Source organism: Stenotrophomonas sp. STEN054 (assembly GCF_056854535.1).
The window spans coordinates 45,937-69,422 of the sequence record NZ_JBXFWG010000017.1; the positions used below are offsets into that span (position 1 = coordinate 45,937).

General features: G+C 68.2%; 21 protein-coding genes, 1 tRNA gene and 1 pseudogene. 4 read left to right on the plus strand and 19 right to left on the minus strand.

Annotation, left to right across the window (positions count from 1 at the left end; translation table 11 throughout):
- Nucleotides 1-11: 11 nt before the first annotated feature.
- Complete coding sequence (locus tag AC1VXD_RS09140) at nucleotides 12-806, plus strand: hypothetical protein (protein ID WP_482991791.1); 795 nt, start codon at nucleotides 12-14, stop codon at nucleotides 804-806.
- A gap of 494 nt (nucleotides 807-1,300) precedes the next feature.
- Here AC1VXD_RS09140 and AC1VXD_RS09145 read toward each other — a convergent pair whose 3' ends face one another.
- The 6 genes from AC1VXD_RS09145 to AC1VXD_RS09170 all read right to left on the minus strand — a co-directional run bounded on the left by AC1VXD_RS09145 (nucleotide 1,301) and on the right by AC1VXD_RS09170 (nucleotide 7,732).
- Nucleotides 1,301-2,188 (minus strand): LysR family transcriptional regulator, encoded by an 888-nt coding sequence (locus AC1VXD_RS09145; protein ID WP_482991792.1) that lies wholly within the window; start codon nucleotides 2,186-2,188, stop codon nucleotides 1,301-1,303.
- Between the two features lie 38 nt (nucleotides 2,189-2,226).
- Complete coding sequence (locus AC1VXD_RS09150; RefSeq protein ID WP_482991793.1) at nucleotides 2,227-3,105, minus strand: SDR family NAD(P)-dependent oxidoreductase; 879 nt, start codon at nucleotides 3,103-3,105, stop codon at nucleotides 2,227-2,229.
- Between the two features lie 85 nt (nucleotides 3,106-3,190).
- Nucleotides 3,191-3,409 (minus strand): hypothetical protein, encoded by a 219-nt coding sequence (locus AC1VXD_RS09155; RefSeq protein WP_482991794.1) that lies wholly within the window; start codon nucleotides 3,407-3,409, stop codon nucleotides 3,191-3,193.
- A gap of 70 nt (nucleotides 3,410-3,479) precedes the next feature.
- Complete coding sequence (locus AC1VXD_RS09160) at nucleotides 3,480-6,167, minus strand: serine/threonine-protein kinase (protein WP_482991795.1); 2,688 nt, start codon at nucleotides 6,165-6,167, stop codon at nucleotides 3,480-3,482.
- A complete protein-coding gene (locus AC1VXD_RS09165) occupies nucleotides 6,164-6,766 on the minus strand; it encodes an ECF-type sigma factor (protein ID WP_482991796.1) in 603 nt (200 codons plus the stop codon). Before AC1VXD_RS09165 ends, AC1VXD_RS09160 begins: the two co-directional genes overlap by 4 nt.
- Before the next feature lie 102 nt (nucleotides 6,767-6,868).
- Nucleotides 6,869-7,732 carry a DMT family transporter gene (locus AC1VXD_RS09170; RefSeq protein ID WP_482991797.1) on the minus strand — a complete coding sequence of 288 codons (864 nt, stop codon included), beginning with the start codon at nucleotides 7,730-7,732 and terminating at the stop codon, nucleotides 6,869-6,871.
- A 133-nt stretch (nucleotides 7,733-7,865) separates the two neighbouring features.
- Between AC1VXD_RS09170 and AC1VXD_RS09175 the strand changes: the two genes are divergently transcribed.
- Both AC1VXD_RS09175 and AC1VXD_RS09180 read left to right on the plus strand, forming a co-directional pair.
- Entirely contained in the window at nucleotides 7,866-9,245 is a 1,380-nt protein-coding gene (locus AC1VXD_RS09175) for an aminotransferase-like domain-containing protein (protein WP_482991798.1), read from the plus strand.
- A 58-nt stretch (nucleotides 9,246-9,303) separates the two neighbouring features.
- Nucleotides 9,304-9,978, plus strand: a pseudogene (locus tag AC1VXD_RS09180) (class I SAM-dependent methyltransferase).
- Between the two features lie 3 nt (nucleotides 9,979-9,981).
- On the opposite strand, the gene smqnr reads toward AC1VXD_RS09180, so the two are convergent.
- The 6 genes from smqnr to AC1VXD_RS09210 form a co-directional block, all read right to left on the minus strand.
- Nucleotides 9,982-10,629 (minus strand): SmQnr family pentapeptide repeat protein, encoded by a 648-nt coding sequence (smqnr, locus tag AC1VXD_RS09185; protein WP_482991799.1) that lies wholly within the window; start codon nucleotides 10,627-10,629, stop codon nucleotides 9,982-9,984.
- 119 nt (nucleotides 10,630-10,748) lie between these two features.
- Complete coding sequence (locus tag AC1VXD_RS09190) at nucleotides 10,749-12,254, minus strand: PepSY domain-containing protein (RefSeq protein WP_482991800.1); 1,506 nt, start codon at nucleotides 12,252-12,254, stop codon at nucleotides 10,749-10,751.
- A gap of 11 nt (nucleotides 12,255-12,265) precedes the next feature.
- On the minus strand, nucleotides 12,266-14,401 hold the full coding sequence (locus AC1VXD_RS09195) for a TonB-dependent receptor (protein ID WP_482991801.1): 2,136 nt from the start codon (nucleotides 14,399-14,401) through the stop codon (nucleotides 12,266-12,268).
- Nucleotides 14,402-14,616: 215 nt separating this feature from the next.
- Nucleotides 14,617-15,045, minus strand: coding sequence for a DUF2946 family protein (locus tag AC1VXD_RS09200; RefSeq protein WP_482991814.1), 429 nt, complete (start codon nucleotides 15,043-15,045; stop codon nucleotides 14,617-14,619).
- Between the two features lie 251 nt (nucleotides 15,046-15,296).
- On the minus strand, nucleotides 15,297-15,677 hold the full coding sequence (locus AC1VXD_RS09205) for a tautomerase family protein (RefSeq protein ID WP_482991802.1): 381 nt from the start codon (nucleotides 15,675-15,677) through the stop codon (nucleotides 15,297-15,299).
- A 42-nt stretch (nucleotides 15,678-15,719) separates the two neighbouring features.
- Nucleotides 15,720-16,130, minus strand: a complete 411-nt coding sequence (locus AC1VXD_RS09210; protein ID WP_482991803.1) for a DUF6393 family protein — start codon at nucleotides 16,128-16,130, stop codon at nucleotides 15,720-15,722.
- Between the two features lie 550 nt (nucleotides 16,131-16,680).
- Between AC1VXD_RS09210 and AC1VXD_RS09215 the strand changes: the two genes are divergently transcribed.
- Nucleotides 16,681-17,085 (plus strand): hypothetical protein, encoded by a 405-nt coding sequence (locus AC1VXD_RS09215; RefSeq protein ID WP_482991804.1) that lies wholly within the window; start codon nucleotides 16,681-16,683, stop codon nucleotides 17,083-17,085.
- Between the two features lie 83 nt (nucleotides 17,086-17,168).
- On the opposite strand, the gene AC1VXD_RS09220 is transcribed toward AC1VXD_RS09215, so the two are convergent.
- The 7 genes from AC1VXD_RS09220 to fabF form a co-directional block, all read right to left on the minus strand.
- A tRNA-Val gene (locus AC1VXD_RS09220) sits at nucleotides 17,169-17,243 on the minus strand.
- 203 nt (nucleotides 17,244-17,446) lie between these two features.
- Nucleotides 17,447-17,800, minus strand: a complete 354-nt coding sequence (locus tag AC1VXD_RS09225; protein ID WP_150454191.1) for a PilZ domain-containing protein — start codon at nucleotides 17,798-17,800, stop codon at nucleotides 17,447-17,449.
- Nucleotides 17,797-18,750, minus strand: a complete 954-nt coding sequence (locus AC1VXD_RS09230) for a DNA polymerase III subunit delta' (RefSeq protein ID WP_482991805.1) — start codon at nucleotides 18,748-18,750, stop codon at nucleotides 17,797-17,799. The genes AC1VXD_RS09225 and AC1VXD_RS09230 overlap by 4 nt, the downstream gene beginning before the upstream one ends.
- Nucleotides 18,747-19,412, minus strand: coding sequence for a dTMP kinase (gene tmk / locus AC1VXD_RS09235; RefSeq protein WP_482991806.1), 666 nt, complete (start codon nucleotides 19,410-19,412; stop codon nucleotides 18,747-18,749). The genes AC1VXD_RS09230 and tmk overlap by 4 nt, the downstream gene beginning before the upstream one ends.
- Nucleotides 19,409-20,470, minus strand: coding sequence for an endolytic transglycosylase MltG (mltG, locus tag AC1VXD_RS09240; protein WP_482991807.1), 1,062 nt, complete (start codon nucleotides 20,468-20,470; stop codon nucleotides 19,409-19,411). The genes tmk and mltG overlap by 4 nt, the downstream gene beginning before the upstream one ends.
- 203 nt (nucleotides 20,471-20,673) lie before the next feature.
- Entirely contained in the window at nucleotides 20,674-22,038 is a 1,365-nt protein-coding gene (locus tag AC1VXD_RS09245) for an aminodeoxychorismate synthase component I (protein WP_482991808.1), read from the minus strand.
- Between the two features lie 165 nt (nucleotides 22,039-22,203).
- A complete protein-coding gene (fabF, locus tag AC1VXD_RS09250) occupies nucleotides 22,204-23,466 on the minus strand; it encodes a beta-ketoacyl-ACP synthase II (protein WP_482991809.1) in 1,263 nt (420 codons plus the stop codon).
- Nucleotides 23,467-23,486 lie beyond the last annotated feature (20 nt).

A 23,486-nucleotide genomic window follows, 5' to 3' on the forward strand; every position in this document is an offset into this window, starting at 1 on the left:
CGGCCGCGCACATGGCGATCAAACACCTGGACGTACTGAAACCGCTCGCCGCCGCCGGCCTGGTCGAGGCCATCGATGGCGACGTGAAGCGCTGCGCGCACTGGGCGCGCCTCGGCCCAGAGGCAGCCGCGCGCGAGCCTGCGCAGATCGGTACGGAGGTGATCGAAAACGTGGTGCTGCGCTGGAACTGCATCCTGCAGGCCGACCCGGCCGAGGTCGCGCCGCTGTATGTGCACAAGACCGCTTTGGCGCTGGCGGTGTGCCTGCACCGGCAGGGCTTTGCCGATGCGCAGCTCACCGATGCAGCAGTTGCGGCCATCGTGGCGTTGAATGCCGCCGTCGCGTTGAACGACACCTTCCATCGCCGCAGTGCGGATATCGAGGCGCTGCTGCGCAGCCCGGCGGTGATGCCGGCACGTCGTCCCCCGCTGTTGAAAGCGCACACCGCGTGGCGCGCCGGCGACGTCGTGGGCATGCAGGTCGCCGACCGCCACCATGCCTTCCATGTACTGGAGGTCAGCCAGGGCGCGCCCATCGTCGAGTTCTACGACGTCGTGCAGGCCACGCCACTGGCATGGGAACACCTGCAGGGTGTCATCGCCCGTGGCCAGCAACTCAACGATGGCCGCCACTACCTGAACCGCCACGCGCTGTACGGCCTGCAACACCACCCCGACCCGGCCCATCAGTTCCGCCTGCTCGCCAGCGGCATCGCGCAGGGCCCGGACAGCACGCATCTTGCGCGGCACTCCGGCCTGTACGCGGTCACCGATGTGTTCCGCATGACGCGCGACCTGCTGCCTTAGGCCAGCGCCAGCCGCCACACCCGCGATAAGTGCACCACCCGCCGCCACTCCCCAGTTGAGGTGCGCTTTGCCTGCACAGAGCTGCAGCACTCACACCCACGCAATAGCGCGAATGGGCGGCGGGCGATGCGGGTTGGCGTACCGGCAGACTCTGGAGCGGACCGGCGGATCGTGGTGATCCCCACGCATCACCCACCACGGACCAGCGGGCCGCGTCATCCGGAAAACGTCCTCCCTGGACATGTTCCGGACACGCGCCAGAGTTGTTTGTGGGACGCCAATCCCAGCCAGCCACGACAGCCGGCGAACGGATGCTGACCGCCTGCACCGACGCTGGCTGTAGGGCTTACCCGCAAGCACCGATCAGGAATCTACGGATCGCCATCCCGTTGCTCTGAAACCCTTGTGCTGCGGTGTCCGCGCAGCGGCGCAGCGCGTGCTGCAGCCCGCGTATCAGGTCCCGTGCGGCGGGCGAACGCGTGCCGAGATGTCGATCACGACAGATCCGGCTCGGCAGCCATCGCCAGGAAGTGCTGCAGGACCGGCCCCGCCACGCCCGGCCGCGTGCAGAACTGCAGTTCGAAACCAGCCTCGGTGCCGTCGATCACGCGGTACACCACTTCCTGCGGACGGAAGCTGGCCATGCTGGCCGGCACGATCGCCACGCCCGCGTCCACCGCCACCAGTGACAGCACCGCGTGCATGCCCTGAGCTTCCTGAACCACGCGCGGGGTGAAACCGGCCGTAGTGCACAGGCCCAGCACCTGCGCGTGGAAACCGATGCCCTCGCCCGCCGGCCACGACACGAACGGTTCGTCCACCAGCATCGCCACGCTGAGCGCCTCGCATGCGGCCAAAGCGTGGCTGCGCGGCAAGGCGATGGCCAGGCGATCGTGGTCGAAGCCCTGCAACGCCAGCTCAGTCGATGGAATGGGCGGGATCAGCACACCGAGGTCGATGCGCTCCTCGCGCAACCATTGCTGCTGCTGCCGCGAGGTGGCTTCATGCAGGTGCAGCTGCACCTGCGGGAATGCCTGGCGGAACCGGCGGATCAGATCCGGCAGGCGGCCGTACAGGGCGCTGCCCACATACCCCACGCGCAGGCTGCCGATCTGCCCGGCGGCCGCTTCGCGGGTGCGCTGCAGGGCCTGCCCGGCCTGCTGCAGCGTGGCACGCGCTTCCACCAGCAGGGTCTGCCCGGCGGCAGTCAGCCCCAGCGTGCGGTTGCCGCGCACGATCAGGCGGGTACCGACCTCATCCTCCAGCCGACGCATCGCCGCCGTCAGCGGTGGCTGCGACATATGCCGGCGCGCGGCGGCGCGATGGAAATGCAGTTCTTCGGCCACCGCCACGAACTGGCGGAGCAGGCGCAGATCGATCATATCGGCACGGGCAGCGGAGGGCTGCCTAGGGTACGCGCTCAGCCGCGTGCGTCGACACTCGGCCGGGCGATCACCGGCCACTGCAGGGCCACCGATTCGATGCTGTCCGCGACGACCGCACGCAGGTCGCGCGGGTAGACCACGTGTTCGGCTTCCTGCAGGCGCAACGCGTGGAACTGCCCGTTGCTCGCGCGCAGCACCCAGCCGCCTTCGCGACAGCGCGTCGATGCGAGGAACGCCACGCCGTTGGCCACCGCGTCCGGGTGCAGCTCGTCAGGCTCGCCGTCAATGCCCCACATGCGGGTCTTGGCCACCGGCGAAACCGCGTTGACCACGATGCCGTGCTCGGCGCCCTCCAGCGCCAGCACGTTGGCCAGCCCCAGCGCGGCCATCTTCGCCATCGCGTAACCGGCCAGGCCCTTCTGCGCGTACTGCGGGTACAGCGCGCGGTCGGAGGTGGTCACCACGATACGGCCACCACCGGCCTCGCGCATCGCCGGCCAGGCGGCCTGGGCCAGCCACAGCGGCGTCTTGGCCGCCACCCGCAGCATCTGCTCCAGCGCATCGTCATCCACCGCCTCGAGCAGTTCGTACGCCACCCAGCCGGCGTTGTGCACGATGAAATCGATGCGGCCGTGCCGCTGCAGCACGTCCCGGACCAGCGCGTGGCAGCACGCACGCTCGTCGATCGCGCCCGAGGCCGCCTCCACCGACAGGCCCTGCGCCTGCAGTGCGGCCACGGCGTCGTCGATGCGGCTGGCGTCGCTGCCGCGACCATCCAGGCCGGCACCCGCATCATGCATCACCACGTGCGCGCCGCGCTGGGCCATCAAGCGGCTGTACGCCAGGCCGAGACCGCCGGCCGCGCCGGTCACCAGGCCGACCTGGCCTGCAAAGGAAACAGGGGAAGGTTTCATCCGCCGCAGCATGGGCGACGCACCCACGCTACGGCCAATACCGATTTCCCCCGCGCACGATAGCCGCTGCGTATCGCCCATGGCTTCAGGTATCCCAATCGTTGCGGCTGATGCGCGAAATGCGCCAGCCTCTGTGCGAGGTGAAACGCCCGCTGTCCCCCCATACCGCAAAACGCACCCCGACCAGCGATGCACGCAGGCGTGAGCAGTGCCATTCCCGTGCCTTGCCGTAGGCCCTGGCAAAGCGGTGCAGCACCCCGTTGCTCCGCTTTTCCGGGCGGTGGACCGGTTGATCATCCTGCATGTTGCGCTTCCCCTGTTATCCCAGCAGTGCGTATGCCTGTCATGGAACAACCGGAGAAACCGCACGCAACCTATCGCGCCCCGACCACCTTCGCATTGCCCAGTTGCGTTTCGAGGGCCTCCGCGCGCAGCAGGAACTCCGAATGCGGCGAAACACCGACCAGCTGCGGACGGGCGCGCCGCAGCTGGGCTGTTGCCGATGCCGCATCGCCGGCCTGCAGCAGGCTCTCTGCGTAGGGAATCCGCCACTTCGCCGTGGCCGTGGAATCTGCGCCGTAGAAACTCTCGAAGGTGGCCACCACGGTCCCCCAGCGCGCCGCGGCATCGCTGTCGCCACCGCGCTCGGCCAGCAGCGCCGCCTGCATCTGTTGGCGCAGAGCCAGGCTAGGCACCGGCGAAGGATGGCGGCGATCGAACGCGGCCAGCGCCTCGCGCGCCTCGGCGATGCGACCGGTCCGGGTCAGCCACTCCACTTCCACCAGTTCCAGCGTCACCCGCTGCTGTGAATCGGCCGCCAGGGTGCGTCGCCACACCTCGCCGACTTCGCGCAGCAGCGGCTCGGCATCGTAGGTGCGGTCGGCACGCATCAGCAGCCGTGCCAGCACCATCTGCACGTCCAGGCTGCGCGGATGCTGGCTGCCCAGCAGGCGTTGGTGCAGGGCCAGCGTCTGCCGGTACCCGCGCTCGGCCATGGCAAGGTCACCGCGCGCTTCCTCCATGATCGCCCGGCCGTAGATCATGCCGGCGTAGGCCAGGCTGTCAGCACCGTCCACGCGCACGCTGGTGGCGATGGCCGCATCAAAGTGCTGCTGCGATTCGCTGTAGCGGCCCAGATCGAGATACTGGCCGGCCAGCGCCGCTTCGGCCGCAGCCGTGTAGCTGCTGCCGGTGCCGAACAGCTGGCGGGTGATGGCGAAGGTTTCTTCGGCCAGGCGCATCGCCTCGTCGGCACGCCCCTGCGCCAGCAGCGTGTAGACCAGCGAACGCAGCACACGCAGGCGGGCCGGCCCGTGCAGGGGCGACGCACCGCCACCGATGGCAGCGGCTTCGCGCAGTGTCTGCTCGGACAGCGGCAGCTTGCCCTGCGACCGGTACAGCGTGCCCAGGTTGGACAGCGTGGTCATCAGGCCGGCATCGGCTGCCACGCCGGTGCCGTGCCGGGCGAGCGCCAGCGCTTCGGCATAGGCGGCGGCGGCCTCATCGAAATCCTCGCGGCTGGCGTGCGCGCGCCCCACGGCATTGAGCAGGTCGATGCGCACGCCGGGGTCATCGTCGTCCTCCAGCAGCGCCAGCCCGCGGCGTGCGCCCTGCAGGGCGGCAACCTGCTGGCCGTCCTCCACCTGCAGCAGGGCACGGGCGGCTTCTGCCGCGGCAATCTCGTGCGGCGGCGCAGCGGCGTCACGCAGGCCCAGCACGGCGCTCTGCAGCAGCGCGCCGGCTTCGCGCGGCTGCCCCAGGTTCCGGTAGGCGCGGCCGAGCGCGGCCTGCAGGCGCGCACGCACCAGCGGCGAGGCGGACATGTCCTGATCGATCCGCAGCGCGCCGAGATCGAGGACCTCACGCGCCGTCATCGGGCGGTCACCGCGGATGCCCGGTTCCGCCGAATCGAACGCCGCCACCAGCAGGTCGGCGATGCCGGAGGCAGCCGCTGCATTTTCTTCCGCGCGGGCGCGGGCATCGCCGATGCGCTGCACGAAACCCACCGCCATCAGCAGCGCACAGGCCGCCACGGCGCAGGCGCGCCACTGCCGGCGCACGAACAGGCGTGCGCGACGCACGCGGCTGGGGCGCAGCGCACGCACCGGGCGATGCTGCTGGAAACGGATCACGTCGTCGGCCAGCGCATCCACCGATGCGTAACGATCGGCGGCGACCGGGGCGCGGGCGCGCGCGGCCACGGCCATCAGGTCGCCATCCAGGCGCACGTCCGGCGCACCCAGCGCCAGCAGTTCGTCGAGCATCACCCCGAGGCTGTAGATGTCATCAGCCACCGCCGCCGGGCGTCCCGAGCGCCGCTCCGGACTGGTGTAGCGCGGCGTGGCATAGGCGCCCACCTCGCTGCTGCCGTCACTCATCAACCGCGAGATGCCGAAATCCAGCAGCACCGGTTCGTCATCGCTGCGCACCAGCACGTTGGCCGGCTTGATGTCGCAGTGGATCACGCCCTGCGCGTGCGCGGCCTGCACCGCCCGGCAGACCTTGCAGAACAGGCCCAGCACCCCCGTCAGGGTGATGTCCGGCGAGCGGCAGGCTTCATCCAGGCGCTGCCCATCGATGAATTCCATCACCAGGTAGGGCTGGTCGGCGCCCGCGCGGCCCACGTCATAGAGGCGGGCGATATTGGGGTGCTGCAGGTCGGCCAGGATCTGGCTCTCCGCCTTCAGCCGCTCCGCCAGTGCGGGATCCAGGCTGCGGCGCATCACCTTGATCGCCACCTGGCGGCGATACAGCTGGTCGGCTCGCTCGGCCAGGAAGACCCGGCCCATGCCACCGGCCGCGAGCAGCCGCACCAGCCGCCACGGCCCGATCAACTGCCCCACCTGGAGGTCATCTGCATCCAGCGAGGCGAGCACCTTGTCGATCGAACCCTGCATGCCGCCCAGAGCCTGGGTCTGTGCGCGCAGCAGGGCCAGTGTCTCGCGCACCAGCGCTGCGTCGCCGGTCAGGGCATGCAGTTCGCTTTCCCACAGCGGCTCAGGCAGTTCGCAGACCGAATCGAACAGCGCGCGGACCGCGACCCAGTCCACCGCGTCGTTCATGCACCGTCATCCCGTGAAGGCATGCCACCCAGATGGCGCTTGAGCCAGGCCTTGGCGAAGCGCAGGTCGCGATCGACGGTCGGCACCGAGACACCCTGCGCCGCGGCGATTTCCTCACGGCGCATGCCGCCGAAGTACATCCACTCGACCGTGGAACTGGCGCGTGCATCGACATCGGCCAAGGCCAGCAGTGCCGCATCCAAGGCCAGCACGTCCACGGCATCCTGGTCGTCCACGCCTTCGCGGTCCGCGTGTTCGAGAGTGAGATGCTGCTGGTCGCCGCCTCGCTTGGCCGCACCCATCGCACGTGCGTGGTCGACCATGACGCTGCGCATCTTCAGCGCCGCCAAGGCCAGGAAGTGCACACGATCGTTGTAGGCCGTGCCGGGGTCGAGCATGCGCATCAGGGCTTCGTTCACCAGCATGGTCGGCTGCAGCAGACCGGGCGAATCACCGCTCAGCCGCACCGCGGCCATGCCACGCAGCTGTGCGTACAGCATCTGCAGCAGGCGATCGCGCGCGGACAGATCGTTGCCCGTGCTCCAGCGCTTCAGCAGCGTGGTGACGCCATCGTCGGCAGGCGATCCGGAACCCGTCATCTACATCGCGATCCATGCCCTGGCAGAGATCGCATTATTGCCCATGCCGGGCCAAACGCGACATCGCAGGCCGACACACAGCGTGCCAAGGGACCGCCGCGGTCATCGACTGAAGCGGCGCGCTCCCGCCACGCAGGCCACCGCCGCCAGGGTCACCAGCAGCATGCCGGCGCTGACCCTTTCATGCAGCAGCAGCGCCGCCAGCGCCAGGCCGAAGAACGGCTGCAGCAGCTGCAGCTGGCCGACGGCGGCGATGCCGCCCTGGGCCAGCCCGCGGTACCAGAACAGGAATCCGACCAGCATGCTGAATACCGCCACGTAGCCCAGCGCCCACCAGGCCGGCGCGCCGATGGTCCCCAGCGACGCCGGGCGCATCACCACCATCAGCGGCAGCATCACCGGCAGGGCCAGCAGCAGTGCCCAGCTGATCACCTGCCAGCCGCCCAGGTGCCGGGCCAGGCGCCCGCCCTCGGCATAGCCGAGCCCGCAGACCACGATGGCCGCCAGCATCAGCAGATCGGCCTGCAGCGAGGCCTCGATGCCGTTGCGTGCCGCGTAGCCGACCACGCAGGCACTGCCCAGCAGCGAGAACAGCCAGAACGCCGGGCGTGGCCGCTCACCGCCGCGCAGCACGCCGAACAGCGCGGTACTGAGCGGCAGCAGGCCGACGAAGACGATGGTGTGGGCCGACGAAGCGTGGCGCAGCGCCAGCGCGGTCAGCAGCGGAAAACCCACCACCACGCCCAGGCTGACCATCGCCAGGCCGGGCAGGTCCGCGCGCGCCGGACGTGGCTGCCGCAGGGCCAGCAGCAGGACCAGGCCGAGCACGGCGGCGATGCTGGCGCGCGCGGCGGTGACGAAGCCGGCATCCAGTTCCAGCACGGCCAGGCGCGTGGCCGGCAGCGAGCCGGCAAAGATCACCACACCGATGAAGCCATTGATCCACCCACGTGCCGACCGTTCCACGCTGATATCCGTTGCCAGGGGCCACATCCGGCCCGGGCAGCCATTGGGCCATTGCCGCGCGCCTGCCCCCAGCTACAATCCAATACAGTCGCAAGTAACTGTACTGGTCACACTTCCCACACAGTCGCCACCCATGTCCCGATTCCCCAGCCGTATCGACAGCGTCATCCACGCCGTGCGCACACGTATCGCCGCACGCCAGGATGGCCCCGGCGCGCGCCTGCCCTCGGTGCGCGCACAGGCGGCGACCATGGGCGTTTCGGTGTCCACCGTAGTCGAGGCCTACGAGCGGTTGGCGGCCGAAGGGGTGATCGCCGCGCGCGCCGGCTCGGGGTTCTACGTGGCCGGGCCGCTGCCGCCGCTGGCCCTGGCGGCGATCGAGCCACGCCAGGATCGCGCGGTGGATCCGCTGTGGGTCTCGCGGCAATCGCTGGAAACGCCGGCCGAACACCTCAGGCCCGGCTGCGGCTGGATGCCCAGCGAGTGGCTGTACCAGGACGGCCTGCGCCGCGGCCTGCGTCGGATGGCGCGTGCCGAGCCTTCAGCACTCACCGACTACGCCAGCCCGCTCGGGCTGCCGTCGCTGCGCCAGTCGCTGCAGCGGCGCGCGGCCGGCCTCGGCATCGAGGTGCCGCTGGACCAGGTGCTGCTGACCGAATCGGGCACGCATGCGGTGGACCTGGTCTGCCGCCTGCTGCTGAAGCCGGGCGACAGCGTGCTGGTCGACGACCCCAGCTACTTCAACTACCACGCGCTGCTGAAGGCGCACCAGGTGCAGGCCATCGGCGTGCCGTACACGCATAGCGGGCCGGATCTGGACGCGTTCGCGGCGGCCCTGCAGGCGTACGCGCCGCGGCTGTACATCACCAACTCCGGCCTGCACAACCCGACCGGCGCGGTGCTGTCGGCAGCCATCGCACACCGGCTGCTGGGCCTGGCCGAACGCAGCGGGCTGACCATCGTCGAGGACGACATCTTCGCCGACTTCGAACTGCGCCCTGCCCCGCGACTGGCCGCACTGGATGGGCTGTCACGGGTGATCCACGTGGGCAGTTTCTCCAAGACGGTCTCGGCCGCGTCGCGCTGTGGCTACATCGCTGCGCGCACGGACTGGATTGACGCGCTGGTCGACCTGAAGCTGGCCACCAGCTTCGGCGGCGGCCACCTGGCCGCGCACCTCATGCAGATCGCGCTGACCGACAGCGGCTACCGCCGGCACATGCAGGCCATCCGCGCGCGCTTGGCCGATGCGCGCAAGCACACTCTGCGGCAGGTGCAGCGCCTGGGCATCACGCCGTGGCTGGTGCCTGAAGCGGGCTTGTTCCTGTGGTGCCAGCTGCCCGATGGCCGCGACGCCGCCGCTCTGGCCCGGCACTGCCTGCGCGAAGGCATGGTGGTGGCGCCGGGCAATGCCTTCAGCCAATCGCAGCGCGTGGCCGACTATGTGCGCTTCAACGTGTCGCAGTGCCAGAACCCGCGCATCTGGCAGGTGCTGGCGCGGGCGCTGCGCTGAGGCGCGTTTGACGAGCGCGGTACAGTGGAATGTCACCCCTGCCGCAGGAACGCACGCCATGTCGACCTTCGAAGATCCGCAGGCCGTCGCCCGCTACGCCGAAGGCCCGCTGCGGCAGGTACCGGGCTTTCTCGCCCTGCAGCAGATGAGCCGCCTGCTGCTGGCCGAGCGCGTGCCCGCAGATGGCCAGGTGCTGGTGCTGGGCGCCGGTGGCGGGCTGGAGCTGAAGGCCTTCGCCGAGGCGCATCCCGGGTGACACCTGCTGGGCGTAGACCCCGCCGCACCGATGCTGGCACTTGCGGAACAGACGCTGGGGCCGCTGATGGCACAGGTGGAGCTGCTGGAAGGCTACATCGACGATGCGCCGGACGTTCGTTTTGACGGTGCCAGCTGCCTGCTGACCCTGCACTTCCTCGATGCCAGCCAGCGCCTGCACACGCTGCGCGAGCTGCACCGTCGATTACGCCCGGGTGCACCGCTGGTGGTGGCCCACCACAGCGTACCGGCCGACGATGCGGGCAAGCGACGCTGGCTGCTGCGCTACGTTGCCTTTGCCGAGGCTTCCGGCGTGGCCCACGCCGATGCCCAGCGCACCATCGAGGTCATGATCGAGCGGTTGCCGCTGCAGTCGCCCGAACAGGAAGTGGCGCTGCTGCAGCAGGGCGGCTTCGAGAGCGTGGAGCTGTTCTACGCCGGCTTCAGTTTCAAGGGATGGGTGGCATACGCCGGTTAGCGCCTACGGCACCACGGTGATGCCGATGCGCTGCATCAACAGCGCCGTCTGCTGCACATCCACGCGGGCACCACGCAGGTTGACCACGCGCAGGTCGAGGTCGCCCAGCTCCGAGCCGGTCAGGTCGCAATCGGTGAAGTTGGCACTGCTCCAGTCGATGCCCTCGAACTGCCCGGCCGACAGATCCGAACCGGCGAAACTGGCGCCGCTGAGGTTGGCACCGTCCCAGCGGTTCTCCCACAGCTCGCACTTCTCCAGCGTCACCCGCGAGAAGTTGGCGTAGCGCAGGTTCGATTTCTTGATGAAGGCACTGCAGAACCAGGTGCGCGTGGTGATCTGGTTCATGAAGCTGGCGTTGCTGAAATCGGCGCCCTGCGCGCGACACTCGCTGATTTCCAGGCCCAGCGCCTTGATGAAGTTGAAATGGCACATGCTGATGTCGCAGCCACGGAAGCTGGCTTCCTTCAGCGTGGCGCCATTGAAGCGGCAGCCGGCGCGGCTTTCGGCGTCGTAGAAACTGCAGTTCACGAACTCGGTGGCGGTCAGGTCTGCGCCTGAAAAGTCACACTCGTGGAACTGCTGGTCGACGACTTTCTGGCCGGCGTACTGGTCGCCGGTGATGCGCAGCGCGCGGTGGATGCTGGGGGACATCTGGATTTCCATGTCACGGTTGCTCGACATGATGCCGGGCAAACGGGGTCTTCCGTAAGCGGGCGTGCCGCGGGATTCACCGGCAGTCCAGCCGCGCTGTGTGCAAAGCGCAGCCAACATCAGTGCCGACGGCGCCGGAACTTCATCCGCAGGCGACGGTAGCCGATCACCACACCGGTGGCGCACAGGCCCGCACCCGCCACGCTCAACAGCAGCAGCACGCCCAGCCGCGTGTTTTCCTGCCGCAGCATGCCCGGCAGGTCCCAGCTGTGCAGGAAGTAGAACAGCCAACGGCCGACCCGTTCGCGATGGCCCAGGGTCAGCAGCGGATCGCCGGTCGCCAGATCGAAGTACACACGCGTGGCGTGCGCATCGCCGAAATCGGCCACCGCCACCGGGAAACGCCGCACGGCCGCACCGTTCATCGCCTCCGGCGCACGCGGGTAGAAGTAAGCATCGGGCGTGCGCAGGATCGCGAACGCACGCAGCGGTGCCGACCCCATCGCCTGCGCGTGCTGCTGCAGCCACGTGGTCGGCAGGGTCTGGGCGACGTGCAGCTGCCCCTCTGCCTGCGAAACGATGCGCGTACCGCCCTGACCGTCCAGCAGTACCGCGAACAGTTCGCCGCCGATACGCCGCCATTGGATTTCCACCGGCGCGAAGCGTTCCTTCGACGCTGCCGCGAGCAAGGCCTGCGGCTGCGCCACGGCGCCATCCAGCGCCACCGGCGCTCCGCGATAGCGCGCCGCGTCCACGGCACCTGCGGTAGTGCTGAACACCTGCAGCGGGTTCATCGACATCAGCCCGCTGAAGATCCAGGTGAACACGAAGGCGCAGGCCATCAGGCCGACCAGATGGTGCCAGCGCATCCACGGCTCCACGTAGGGCGTCTTCGCACCCGAACGGTAGTTGCCACGGAAGCGCCAGCGCCACACGCCCACCACGATGCCGCTGATGGCCGCCACCGTGCACAGCGCGGACAGAACGATCACCACCCACGTCCACACCGGGTCCACCGACTGCATGCGCAGGAAATACAGCCAATGCAGCCACGCGCCGACGTAGTTCCAGCGCTGCTGGTGGTAGGGCGCATCCAGCACCACCTCTCCCGTATGCGAGGAAACGTACAGGCTGCCCGGCTGGTGGCCGCCCACTTCCACCTTGTACAACGGCCGATGCGCGTCCAGCCCACGTGAGTGCGTCCAGCGATCCTCGTCCACGCGCACCGCACCGGGGACCGCCGGGCCGCCAGCAAACGCCGCCGCCGACAGCTCCGCGCGCTGTGCAGACACCGGCAGCAGCGCGTGGCCGGTGTCTGCCGACCACGCGCCAACGTTGGCACCGCTGCGCACCACGTAGGCCGGTTCACCGCGCAGCGTGGTCAACGCCACGCTTTCCGGTTCGGCCTGCACAGAGTCGGGCAGCACCGGCAGGCCCTGCGGCGCGCGTGTGCCATCAAGCACCGGCAACGCGGCCAGCCGCTCGCCCGGGGTCAACTTCGGGTAACCGATGAACAGCATCACCATGCCGCTGACGAACCACAGCAGCATCAGCAGGCAGCCACCGACGCCCAGCCATCGTTGCAGCAGGTAGGTCCAGCGCTTGGCGGTAGATCGCAGCGACATCAGCGACGCCCTCAGAAGCGATGGTCGACGGTGAACTCGACGCGGCGATCCGCGCCCAGCAGCCACTGCGTGCTGGTGTAGTAGGCCGTCGCGTAATACGCCTTGTCGAACACGTTGAACAGGCGGGCGCTCAGCCGCGTGCGCGGTGCCGCCTGCCAGGTCAGCGCCAGATCGGTAGTGCTGTAGCCGGGAAGTTCGAGCGTATTGGCGTTGTCCGCGTAACGCTTGCCCACATAGCGCGCACCGCCGGCCACGGTCCAGTCCGGCAGGAACTGCCAGCTCAGCCACACGTTCGCCATCCGCTCGGCCACGTTCGGCGGCACGTTGCCATCGCGCGAGACCACCACCGCCGGCAAGCCGGTGGTTTCCAGGAAGTCCTCGAACTCGGCCTTCAGCACCGTGGCATTCGCATCCAGCGACCACTGTGGTGCGAACGCCCAGTTCAACGAGGCCTCGATGCCGCGCGAGGTCTGCGCGCCCACCTGCACGCGGCGATCGGGCTGCAGTGGATCACGGCTGAGCAGGCCGGTCTTGCGGATGCGGTACGCCGCCAGCGTCCACTCGCCGCCGTCGAACGCCTGCTTCATGCCGACCTCGAACTGCCGGCCCTTGGCCAGGTCGAACGCACCGTTGGCCGGGCTGATCATCAGCAGGCCACTGACCGGATCGGCCGCCTGCGAATACTGCGCGTACAGGCTCAGCGTCGGGCGCAGCGCGAACACCGTGCCCGCGCGCCAGCCGGTGCTGCTGTAGGTCTTGGAGAATGCTGCCGTGCCACTGATCAGATCGGTGCGGTCGATGGTGGCGCGGTCATGGCGCAGCCCACCCAGCACCGACCAGCGCTCGCTCAGCGTCAGGTGGTCTTCGGCAAACAACGCGTACTGCTCGGCACTGTTGCGGTAGCGCGGCAGGTTCGGTGCATCGCTGGCGAACTGCCCCGGCACCGGATGGAACGGATCGACCGGCCCGGAGCTGCCGGCGTAGGTGTTGTTGGTGTGCTTGAAGTGCGCACGGTTGGTATCCAGGCCCACCGCGAAGCTGTTGGCCAGCCCGCCCACCTGCCCCTGCACGCGCAGCGTCGAGGCCAGCCCGGTCTGGTCCTGGTTGTGGGTGATCTGCGTGTTGTCCGAGCGGTCAATCAGCCCCGTGGCATCGTTGTAGACATAGGCCTCGGCATTGCGCCAGTCGCGCTGGCTGTCGATCTGGTAGATCCGCGTGCGCCATTCGACGTTCGCGGTCGGCGTCCACAGCGCATCCAGCTGGGTCCAGCGGTCACGGAAGCGGATCTCGCTGTCGGCCACGTTGTAGTTGCGATGGCGCAGCGCATCCAGCTGGCGGCCATCCACCAGCGGCGTGCCGAAGTAGCGCATCGGCTGCTGGTAGCCCTGCGCATGGGTCAGGGTCAGCTGCAGGTCGGTGCGCGGCTGCCACAGCAGCGCGCCGGAGAACGTCGCATCGTCGTTGCGGCCACGGTCGACCCAGCCGCCGCTGTAGTTGCCGCTCACATCCACCCGATAGGCCAGCTCCGGCGTCAGCGCGCCACCGCTGCCAAAGCCGAGGCGCGCGGTGTCCTCGCTGCCCACGGTCACGCTGATCTCGTTCTCGATGGCACCACGCGACGGCTTCTTCGGCACGATGTTGACGACCCCGCCAATGGCACCGTCACCATGGATGACCGAAGCCGGGCCACGCAGCACTTCGATGCGCTCGATGGACCAGGTGTCGAACGGGAAGGTGACGCCTACCCCTCCGTACTGGCGCAGGCCGTCGTACAGGCGCATGACCGATGCGCCATCGGTGAAGCCGCGGCTGGACAGCGCGCTGAGGCCATTGCCGGGGTGCGGCATCGCACTGATCGCACCCGCACGGCTGATCGCATCGTTGAGGTTGCTGTCGCCGCGCTGTTCCAGCTGGTCGCGGTCGATGATGGTGAGTGCGGCCGGCGTCTGCAGCACGCTCAGGCCTAGGGCCGAGCCCGCGCTGGGCACGGCCGACAGCTCGCCATGGCGGATATCGACCACGCGCACGGTATCCAGGGTGGTAGGGTCTGCCGCATCGGCGCGGGCCGGTGCGGTGTACAGGGCGCAGGCGCACAGCGCCGGCAGCGTCGCCCAGCGCAGGGCAACGACGTTCGGGTTCGTTTTCATGTTTCCACGGCATGCAATGCCGCCCCTTCAACGAGGGCAGCAGAAAGAAAGTCGCACGCGGGTGCACCGGGTCATGACCCGGCGGCTTCAACCGAATCGGTAGCGCCGGGCCATGCCCGGCGGCCTCAACCAGATCGATATCACCGGAACATGCCCGGCGGTCTCAACCAGAGCGGTAGCGCCGGGCCATCCCCGGCGGCTTTCGCGTGCGCGGCTCAGCCAGCGAACGCCACTGGCGGCCCACGCGCGCCCAGTGTTCCGCGCAGCCGCGAGGGCAGCGCTCTGACAGATCCCGCCAATGCCCGGCGTACCGGCGCCAACGGCACCAGCAGCAGGAACGCCGCCACCAGCAAGGTGATCAGACGTGCCGCGATCAGGCAGTACTCGCAGTCCACGCCCATTTCATGCTCGGCGTGTGGATCGACCGCCGGTTTGGCAGCGGTTTCGTCGTGCTCCATCGCCATCGCGTGGTGGTCGTGGTGACCTTCCATCGCGTGCTGCGCGTGTTCGGCGTGCGCGCCGTGATCCATGCCGCTGTGGTCCATCGCATCATGGTTCATACCCGCCATCACCGGCACGGCGGCTGGCGCCGGCCCATGGGCCATCCAGCGGCTCACCAGCGGGGCAAGCAGCACCAGCAGCATGGCAAGCCATGCCAGGGTCTGGAACCGGCGGTGGAATCGGGGGCGACGCACTCGCCCATTCTACGGCGCGGCGGCCAACCCTGGACCACGTTCAGGGTTTTACCCCTGCGACACGGTGACGCAGGGACCATACCTGGGGCCACGCCGACGAACCCGCCCTTCTGGCGTAGGCGCGCTTCGCCCATCAACGAATGAGACGCTGCGAATGCAGTAGATCCACGCCATGCGTGGATGCTCTTGCTCCTGGGCCATCAACTCACGTACTGCGCCGCCCCATTCCCGAACGACCAGTTCTCCGGCTTTACTTCCACCAGATTGATGAACACGTCCTCGCGGCGTATGCCCACCGCCTCATGCAGGCCATTGGCAATGCCCAGGTAGAGCGCCTTCTTCTGCTCCTGCGTGCGCCCCTCGCTCCAGGTGATCTGCACGCAGATGAAGTCATCGGTGCGCGCCACGCCGAGGTAGCCGGGGTCGAATACGAGGGTATCCGCCTCATGTTCCTGGAAGACCTGGAAGCGATCGTTTTCCGGAACACCCACCGCGCGCAGGGCCTGGTAGATGGCCTCGCCCACACGCTGCAGATAATCGGCGGATTTACCTTTGCGAAGATCGATACGGGCGAGCGGCATGGGGGATGTCCCGGGCAGATGGAGGGAACACGATGTGCCCGCCTACTGGTTTTTCATGTGAATGGCCTGCACCCCGGTCAGCATTCCTGCGCCATCGAAACGGAAGGTCATCAGGATCGAGCGGGCATCGGGGTCGAACAGGGCGCGGCCCCTGTCACCGCGCACGATCAAGGCGCCAGAGGCCTGCTCTACCACGTGTGCGCTGTCGATGCCCTTGAGCGCAGCAAGCACCTGCGCCCGCGACAGCCCAACAGGCAGATAACGGCTGACGATGGGGGTCACGTCCAGCTGCTCGAAGCCGGCCGGCTTCTTCGAGGCATAGACCTCGCCGAGCATCGCCTTGATGTCCGGCGTTGCGACGCGCTTGCCGCTGATACCGGACGCAGGTGGCGCGGTGCGGGCTACGGGAGACAACAGCATCCCCAGTGCGATGGCACTGAATGCGATCCACATCATCCGCGATGGAATTTCCATGATCCGTCCTTGTGTACTCATGTGAGGGCAGGCAGGCAATGCCAAATCTACGCCAGGACGGCTATCGGACACAGCGTGTGGCCCGACGCTGTCGCTACGCGATATGACGGGTTCGACCCGCATACGCGCGTCGAGGCCTGTCGCCCGCCTCTCAAATTCGTTTCGCGATGGCTTCAGGCCCATGTGGCCAGTGAGCGGGCGCACAGAACGGCCCACCGCCCTGCCACCAGCGAGTGCTTGCAACTTTCCTCACTGACTTCCGTGTTCGCACGAATCGATGATCGCCTCGCCGAGGCAGGTTGCCTTGGTCGGGATTGGCGTCTCGAATAAACGAACAAGCTACTGGATGTTGCGATCTTGGTCGCAGCAATGAGAATGCACCGACTGCCTGCCATGGCGGACGGTGCGTGGGGATCGCGAGATCCGCCAGGCCTTTTCTCCCAGTGAGCTTTTCTGCCTTGGTACGCCAACCCGCACCGTCCGCCACCTTCACTACCGAAGGTGGCTCTACGCCAGTGAGGGTTTCGCCATGACCGATCGAACCGCATCCCACCCACGCCTGCACGCCCTCATCGGCGACATCGCCAACGACGTGCCTGAAGACCTCGCGCGTGAGATCGAGTGTGCATTGAACGAACAGAATCTGCCCGTGCAGGCACCTACGTTCTTCGCCTGCCTCGATGCCATCCGCCAAGGCGATGGTGCAGATGGTCAGCCATGTCACGCCCGCAGACTCGGCGCCGGCAATCACGCATCACTCCGTCGCTCGCTGGCGGGGCTAAGCGCGCTGCTGGATCTTCTGCAAGCCGCAGACCGTGCGCGTGTCGACAGCGTGCCCCAAGAACAGCTGGGCAACTTCCACACCGATGGTTTGATCGTGGCGGCGCGACAACTGGTGCGCGAGGCAAACCCCTGTCTGGCAGGTCCCGGATGACGATGCGACAACCCAGTACCCGTACTGGAATCTCGGGCAACAAAAAAGCCCCCATTGCTGGAGGCTTCTTTCGTTCTGCAACATGGTGGGCGGTACAGGGATCGAACCTGTGACCCTTGCCGTGTGAAGGCAATGCTCTACCGCTGAGCTAACCGCCCGGTGTGTTGCTGAGCCGCTCATTATAGGGGCTTTTCAGGGGCCGTCAACAGTTTTTCACGTTTGGGTTCACAGGCCTTTTCGAGGCCTGCAGCCGAGCATGGCTCGGCTCTACTGGACAGCGGTTCACGGCCGTTTTCGAGAGCCGGAGAACAGCGGTTCACGGGTGTTTCGAAGGCGCCGCCGGGCATGGCCCGGCGCTACCTCACATCGTATGCGTCGGCTTGTCCGAGCTGGTCAGGCCGGCCAGCAGGGTCTCGATCTTGTGCCGCACGGTCTCGCCTTCCTGGCCGTCGGCCAGCTGCACGCCGATGCCGGCCACGCGGTTGCCCTGTGCGCCGGCCGGGGTCACCCAGATCACCTTGCCGGCCACCGGCAGGCGCTCGCTGGAATCGGGCAGGGTCAGCAGCAGGAACACCTCGTCGCCCAGGAAGTAGCGCTTGGGCGTGGGCACGAAGACGCCGCCATTCTTCACGAACGGCATGTACGCGCTGTACAGCGCGGCTTTGTCCTTTACAGCCAGGGACAGGATGCCCTGGCGGGCGTTGCTGGCACTCATCGATTTCCCCTTGCGGCAGGCCGCTCGTTCACCTTGTTCCAGGCCAGCAGCAACTCGACCACTGCAAGATCTGCACGCACGGTGGTGCGTAGCAGGTCGCGGGTGCGGTTGGCCGCATCGAACCAGGCTGCAAGCTTGTGCAATCGGTCCGGCGCGGTCAAGGCATCGGTGCTGGCCTGGGCCAGCGCCAGATCGGCGGCGAAGCGCAGGCGCAGCGCCGCGTTTTCATCGCCGCACCACTTCTGCGCCAGCTCCACCGCACCGGTCTTGCCGGCAGCCAGCTGTTCCAGCTCGCGGCCGACGTCGCGGCGCAGGCTCAGGCCGTCTTCGCGCAGCCAGTTGTCGGCCTGGCCGGGATGGCCGCGCGCCGCGTCCAGCGCTTCGCGCGCGGAGGCTTCGCTGTGGCCCTGCTGCTGCAGCCAGGCCATCGCTTCATCGCGCGGCGGCAGCTTGAATTCCAGGCGCTGGCAGCGGCTGCGCACGGTCTGCGGCAGGCGCGCCGGGTCGCTGCTGATCAGCCACAGGTAGCGGCCGGGCTGCGGTTCTTCCAGGGTCTTCAGCAGCGCGTTGGCTGCCGAGCGGTTGATGGCATCGGCCGGGTCGACGATCACCACCTGGGCCACGCCGTACTGCGGGGTCAGGGCCAGCTTGTTGGTGATCTCGCGCACCTGTTCGATGACGATCTCGGTGCGCAGTTTGTCGCCGCTCTTGTTCGGAATGAAGCTGACCAGCTGCAGGTCCGGATGGGTACCGGCGGCGATCAGCTGGCGGGTGCGCGTGGCGTGCGCGGCATCGCCACGGGCCAGCACGTGGTCGGCCAGGGCCAGCGCAACCTCGCGCTTGCCCAGCCCGGCCGGGCCGCAGATCAGCAGGCCATGGCCAAGGCGATCGGCATCCAGTGCAGCGACGGTCTGGTCGAAGGCGCGCTGCTGCCAGGGCGAGAAGCTCATGCGCCCTCCCCGGCCTGCAACCAGCGTTCGACGCTGGCCACCACATCGGCGGCCACGCGTTCCTGCACTTGGCCGGCATCGACCAGGGCGAAGCGCTGCGGATCCTGCTGGGCGCGGCTGCGGAAGACTTCGCGCACGCGCTGGAAGAAATCGTCCTGCTCGCTTTCGATGCGGTCCGGCCACAGGTCGCGTCCATTGGCGCGGGCGCGGCCCACGGCCACGTCCACATCCAGCAGGAGGGTCAGGCCCGGCAGCAGGCCGACGGCGCGGCGCTCCAGGTCGGCAATCCACTGCGGGTCGAGGCCACGGCCACCGCCCTGGTAGGCATAGCTGGAATCAGTGAAGCGATCACTCAGCACATAGGCGCCGCGCTGCAGTGCCGGCTGGATGACCTGGCGCACGTGCTGGGCGCGTGCGGCGAACACCAGCAGCAGCTCGGCTTCGGCACTGAGCGGTTCGGCGGCGATCTCAGCGTCGGGCTTCAGCACCAGACCGCGTATGCGCTCGGCCAGCGGCGTACCGCCCGGCTCGCGGGTCAGCAGGACCTCATGGCCGTGGCTGTGCAGGCAATCGCGGATGGCGTTGATGGCGGTGGTCTTGCCCGCGCCCTCGCCGCCTTCCAGGCTGACGAAACGCGGGTGGCGAAGCAGCGCGGAACTCATTGCGCCGGGGTCTCCTTGGTACGTTGCTGGCGCAGCTGCTGCAGGTAGCGGGCTACGGCGGCGTTGTGCTGGTCCAGGCTGGGCGAGAACACGTGCGCGCCACTGCCATCGCCCACGGCGACGAAGTACAGCGCATCGCCGGCGGCCGGCTGTGCGGCGGCCATCAGCGCATCGCGGCTGGGCATGGCGATCGGGGTCGGGGTCAGGCCCGCACGGGTGTAGGTGTTGTAGGGCGTATCGGTGGTCAGGTCGCGGCGGCGGATGTTGCCGTCGTAGGCCGTGCCGATGCCGTAGATGACAGTGGGATCAGTCTGCAGGCGCATGCCGATCTTCAGGCGGCGCATGAACACCCCGGCAATCTGCGGGCGCTCGCTGGCCAGCGCGGTTTCCTTTTCGATGATCGAGGCCATCGTCAGCAGTTCATACGGGCTGTTGATCGGCAGGTCGGCGGCGCGGCTTTCCCAGGCCTCGTCCAGCGCCTTTTCCATCGCGGCATGGGCGCGCTTGAGCACGTCCATGTCACTGTCGCCGCGCTGGTAGACGTAGGTCTCCGGCAGGAAGCGGCCTTCCGGGTGCTGGCCGCCGAAGCCCAGGCGCTGCATCAGCGCGGCGTCATCCAGGGTGTCGGTGGTGTGCAGCAGCGGCTCGGCGCGCTTCAGCGCGGCACGCACCTGGCGGATGTTCCAGCCTTCGACAATGGTGACGCGGTGCTGCAGCACCTTGCCGGCACGCATGCGCAGCAGCAGCTCGCGCGGGGTCAGGCTGTTGTCCAGCGCGTACTCACCCACCTTCAGCTTGCCGGCGGCATCAAGCTGGCGGGCCAGCAGCTGCCACTGGGTGTCCTGGCCTTCGTCCACGCCGGCCTCGCGCAGCTTGCGCAGCACGCTGTTCATGCCATCGCCGCTGGCGATGACCACGCTCTCGGCGGACGGGGTGATGTGGCGGTCTGCGAACTGGCCTTGCTGGTAGAAGAACCACGCGCCCGCGCCGGCGAGGACGGCGCCCAGTACCACCACCAGCGTGACCACGAACAGACACCCGCGCTTGGCTCCCGCCATGGACTACCTCTGAATGCGATTCCGCCTTGCAGGATACCGTGCCGGGTGGTGTGGGGTCATGACCGCGGTGGCCCCCAACCCCGCTTCGCTCGCCGGGTATGGCCCGGCGCTACCGGCTCCAGGCGATCCCATGGCGATTCATCCACGCATGGCGTGGATGAACCGTCGGTAGCGCCGGGCCATGCCCGGTGGAAGGCCGTCGATTACCCCTGCTGGCCCAGCGCCCGCAGCAGGCCGCGGGCCTTGGCGCGGGTCTCGTCCAGTTCCTTGTCCGGGTCCGAGTCGACCACGATGCCGGCGCCGGTACGGAAGCTCACTTCGTGCCCGTCCACTTCGGCGGTGCGGATGAGGATGTTCAGGTCCAGGTCGCCATCGCGGTTCAGCCAGCCGAAGGCACCGGTGTAAGCGCCGCGCGGCACCTGTTCCAGCTCGCTGATGATCTGCATGCAGCGCACCTTGGGGCAGCCGGTGATGGTGCCGCCCGGGAAGGTCGCGGCGATCACCTCGCCCGGGGTGACCTCCGGGCGCAGGTGGCCGCTGACGTTGCTGACGATGTGATGCACGTGGGCATAGCTTTCCACGGTCATCAGTTCATCGACGACCACGGTGCCGGGCAGGCAGATGCGGCCCAGGTCGTTGCGCTCCAGGTCGATCAGCATCACGTGCTCGGCGCGCTCCTTGGGGTGGCCGACCAGTTCCTGGATACGCGCAGCATCGTCGTCGCCTTCGAAGCGCGGGCGGGTGCCGGCAATCGGCCGGGTCTGGGCGTGGCCGGCATGCACCGACACCAGCCGTTCCGGCGAGGAGCTGACCACGTGGCGGCCATGCGCGGTGAACAGGCCGGCGAACGGTGCCGGGTTGGCGCGGCGCAGCTGCGCGTACAGCGCCTGCGGGCTGACCGGCGCGGCGAACTGCGCGCTCCAGCGTCGCGACAGGTTCACCTGGAACACATCACCGGCACGCAGATACTCGATCACCCGGCGCACGCCGTCGGTGAAGCGCTGCGGTGCGTCCTCGCCCACCGTCTGCGGCGGCTGCCAGCCCTGCCCTGCTTCGGGCAGCGCGGCCGAGGCCTGCGCCACCAGCGCGTCCAGCAGGGCCTGCTCGCCGGATTCGGCGATGACGAAGCTGGCGTCGTTCTCATGGTCGTGCAGCAGCGCGGCCGGGCAGCGCAGGGCCAGCGCGGTCGGGCGGCCGTCATCGCGCGCACGCGCCGGCAGCACGGTTTCGATCTGGCTGGCCACTTCGTAATCGAGCATCAGCGCCCAGCCACCGCGGAACGGCAGGCTGTGGCTGCCGTCATGCGGCAGGCGCGCGGCCTGCCAGGCGCGATCCAGCACCTGCAGGAAGCTGCCCGGCTGCACGACGTCGTGCTGGTCGCGCACCTGGCCGTCGGCGTCCAGCCGCAGGCAGTCGCCCTGCGCGGCCAGCAGCAGGCTCCAGCGGCCCTGGGCGGTGCCCGAGGCGGTGGATTCCATCAGCAGCGGGAAGCGCGCCGGGTCGTGCTGCTGCAGGGCCAGCAGGTCGATCGGGTGCGGCAGCGGGTGGATCAGCGGGGCGTGGGTCATGGCGGCCAGTTCGGGGGTTCAGATGCACGGAAGCCGCCTTGCGGCGGCTCCGTGGTGCTCCGGATGCCGACAGGTAGAGTCGACTGTCAGTCGGCTGCTCTCCCATCAGCGATCATTGCGGCGGATCGAAAGGCAGTCGACCAACGGTCGACTCTACCCCATCGGTCAGACGCGCTTGAAGATCAGCGTGCCGTTGGTGCCGCCGAAGCCGAAGCCGTTGGACATCACCACGTCGACCTTGGCCTGGCGTGCTTCGTTGGGCACGTAATCCAGGTCGCAGCCTTCGCCCGGCTGTTCCAGGTTGATGGTCGGCGGAATGACGTTGTCCTGCAGCGCCATCACCGAGAAGATCGCTTCCACGCCGCCGGCGGCACCCAGCAGGTGGCCGGTCATCGACTTGGTGGAGCTGACCATCATCTTGTAGGCGTGGTCGCCGAAGGCGGCCTTCATGGCCATGGTTTCGCCCAGGTCGCCCAGCGGCGTGGAGGTGCCGTGTGCGTTGAGATAACCGACCTGGTCCGGGGTCACGCCGGCATCGCGCATGGCCATGGCCATGCAGCGGGCAGCGCCTTCGCCGTTCTCGCTCGGGGCGGTCATGTGGTACGCGTCGGAACTGGCGCCGAAGCCGGCCAGTTCGCAGTAGATCCTGGCGCCGCGTGCCTTGGCGTGTTCGTACTCTTCCAGCACCAGGATGCCGGCGCCGTCACCCAGCACGAAGCCGTCGCGCTCCTTGTCCCACGGGCGCGAAGCCTGTTCCGGGGCATCGTTGCGGGTGCTCATGGCCTTCATCGCGCAGAAGCCGCCCAGGGCGGTCGGCGAGGAACCGCGTTCGGCGCCACCGGCCACCATCACGTCGGCATCGCCGTACTGGATCATGCGCATGGCGGTACCGATCGAATGGTTCGAGGTCGCGCACGCCGAGACCGCCGAGAACGACGGACCCTTCAGGCCAGTGATGATGCTCAGCTGGCCCGGCAGCATGTTGATGATGGTCTTGGGCACGTAGAAGGGCGAGATCTTCTTGCCCTCGTGGAAATCAATGGTCTGCTCTTCGATGCCCAGCAGGCCGCCGATGCCGGCGCCGACGATCGCGCCGATGCGCTCGGCATTGGCTTCGGTGATCTCCAGGCCCGCATCGTGCAGGGCCATGAAGGAAGCACCGAGGCCGTAATGGATGAACGGGTCCATCTTCTTGGCATCCTTGCCGCTGACCCGGTACTTGCCGAACAGTTCGTTGTCGGCGGTGATGTCAAAGCCCTTGACCTCACCTGCAATCTTGGTGGTGAACCGATCCAGGTAGGCATCAGAAACGTTGGTCAGCGGACCGATGCCCGAACGACCATGGGTGATGCCTTCCCAGCTGCTGGCCAGATCATTGCCCAACGGCGAGACGATACCCAGGCCGGTTACGACGACGCGACGCTTCATTGCTGATTCTCCTGACCCGA